Here is a 1,844-nt window from a genome sequence, read left to right as displayed (position 1 = left end):
CTGCGTCGGCGGCGCGCTGCCAGACCAGGTCGCGCAGCCGGGCGGCTCTGGCCAGCTTTTCCGTTTCGTGCGGCAGCGGGCTGGTCAGGCGGACGCTGGCATAATCGGCCAGCACCGCCTGCAGCGCCGGGCCAGCGGGGGCCGGCACCAGCCCGGCGCGCAGCCAGGCGGTGCCGATGTCGTTGGCTTCCTGCACCACCAGCTGGCGGCGCTCGTCATAACGGTTCAGCGCCATCGAGAAGGTGAAGCCCAAGAGCAGAGCCAGCACGAGGAGCGCGGTGGACAGCACCTGGGCTTCATCGTTGCTGGAGCCGCGCGCGGCGGCAAAGCGGCCGTGATAGAGATAGCCCAGCTCTTCTGCGGCATAGAGCAGAACCAGCACCACCAGCGGCACCGCCCACAGCGGCACGGCGGCAAGCCAGGGCGCGATGGCCGTCAGCATGGGATAATCACGTGAGCAATGCCCCGCCGCTGTGTCGGCTCAGGCCCGGCCCTTCCTCAGTTCATCGCGGATCTCGGCAAGCAGCGCTTCGCTGGGCGTCGGGCCGGGCGGTTCGGCCGGCGCGGCCGGCGGCGGTGCCATCGCCTTGTTGGCGGCCCTGACCATCAGGAAGATGACGAAGGCGATGATCAGGAAGTTGATCAGCGCGGTGAGGAACTTGCCATAGCCGAACAGGGGTACGCCGGCCTTCTTCAGCGCCTCGTAATCGGTGGGGCTGCCGGCATAATCGGCCGGCACGTCACCCAGCACCACGAACAGGCCGGTGAAGTCGATCCCGCCGGTGAACAGGCTGACCAGCGGCATCACCAGATCCTCGGTGAAGCTGGTGACGATGGTGCCGAAGGCGGCGCCGATGATCACCGCCACGGCCAGATCGAGCACGTTGCCGCGGGCGATGAAGGCCTTGAATTCTCCCAGCATCGCAGCTCTCCCCCTTGAATTCCCCCAGCGCGCACTATCTCATGCAGGCAACACGCGCACCTCACTCTGCCATAACGGCGGTTCCGCGCAAGCCGCCCGCACCGGAGATGCCAGCATGACCAATGGTTTCCGCCGCAATACCGCTCTGGCCGGCCTCGCCGGCGCTGCCCTGCTGCTGTCGGGCTGCGGTATCAACACGATTCCCGCCAAGGAAGAAGGGGTGAAGGCCAAGTGGGCCGATGTCGAGAACCAGTACCAGCGCCGGGCTGATCTGATCCCCAACCTGGTGGCCACAGTGAAGGGCTTTGCCGCCCAGGAAAAGGACGTGCTGGAAAGCGTGACCAAGGCCCGCGCCAGCGCCACCCAGGTGACGGTTGATCCCACCAAGCTGTCCGATCCGGCGCAACTGGCCGCCTTCGAACAGGCGCAGGGGGCCCTGTCGCAATCGCTGGGCCGGCTGCTGGTGACGGTGGAGAAATATCCGGAGCTGAAGTCCAACGAGAATTTCCTCCAGCTGCAGAGCCAGCTGGAAGGCACCGAGAACCGCATCGCGGTGGCGCGGCGCGATTACAACATCGCGGTGCAGGACTATAATACCGAGATCCGCACCTTCCCGTCGCTGATCACCGCCAAGGTGATCTATGGCGCCGAGCCGATCGCGCCGTTCAAGGCGACCGCCACCAACGCCGACAAAGCGCCCGAGGTGGCGTTCTGACCGCCGGTGCGGCGGGGGACCGTTGATGCAGCGACGCTTCGATGATCCGCTGGTGCGGCGGCTGGCGGGCATTGCCTATCTGCTCGCCGCGCTGCTGGCGGTCCTGCAGCTGGCCGTCCCGGCACAGGCCGCGCCCACCTATCCGCCGCTCACCGGCCGGGTCACCGATGCGGCCGGCGTGCTGACCCCCGAAGCGGCGGCGGCGCT

2 protein-coding genes and 2 pseudogenes are annotated in these 1,844 nt (G+C 67.4%); 2 read left to right on the top strand and 2 right to left on the bottom strand.

Features of this window, described 5'->3' with window-relative positions:
* Together GJV64_RS14075 and mscL are read right to left on the bottom strand one after the other, a co-directional pair.
* Window positions 1-442 (bottom strand): annotated as a pseudogene (locus tag GJV64_RS14075) (hypothetical protein); the annotation flags it as partial.
* Between the two features lie 39 nt (window positions 443-481).
* Complete coding sequence (gene mscL / locus GJV64_RS14070) at window positions 482-922, bottom strand: large conductance mechanosensitive channel protein MscL (protein ID WP_164158063.1); 441 nt, start codon at window positions 920-922, stop codon at window positions 482-484.
* Between the two features lie 115 nt (window positions 923-1,037).
* Here mscL and GJV64_RS14065 point away from each other — a divergent pair, with 115 nt between their 5' ends.
* Together GJV64_RS14065 and GJV64_RS14060 are read left to right on the top strand one after the other, a co-directional pair.
* Window positions 1,038-1,637 (top strand): LemA family protein, encoded by a 600-nt coding sequence (locus tag GJV64_RS14065; RefSeq protein WP_164158061.1) that lies wholly within the window; start codon window positions 1,038-1,040, stop codon window positions 1,635-1,637.
* Window positions 1,638-1,662: 25 nt separating this feature from the next.
* Window positions 1,663-1,844: pseudogene (locus GJV64_RS14060) on the top strand (hypothetical protein); the annotation flags it as partial.

This window comes from Sandarakinorhabdus rubra (assembly GCF_010994245.1).
GTDB classification, from domain to species: domain Bacteria; phylum Pseudomonadota; class Alphaproteobacteria; order Sphingomonadales; family Sphingomonadaceae; genus Sandarakinorhabdus; species Sandarakinorhabdus rubra.
This window is presented reverse-complemented; position numbering and strand designations above follow the sequence as displayed.

Excerpts from the sequence above, each read along its gene's own strand:
- mscL (WP_164158063.1), bottom strand. The coding sequence starts at position 922 with ATGCTGGGAGAATTCAAGGCCTTCATCGCCCGCGGCAACGTGCTCGAT.
- GJV64_RS14065 (WP_164158061.1), top strand. The coding sequence starts at position 1,038 with ATGACCAATGGTTTCCGCCGCAATACCGCTCTGGCCGGCCTCGCCGGC.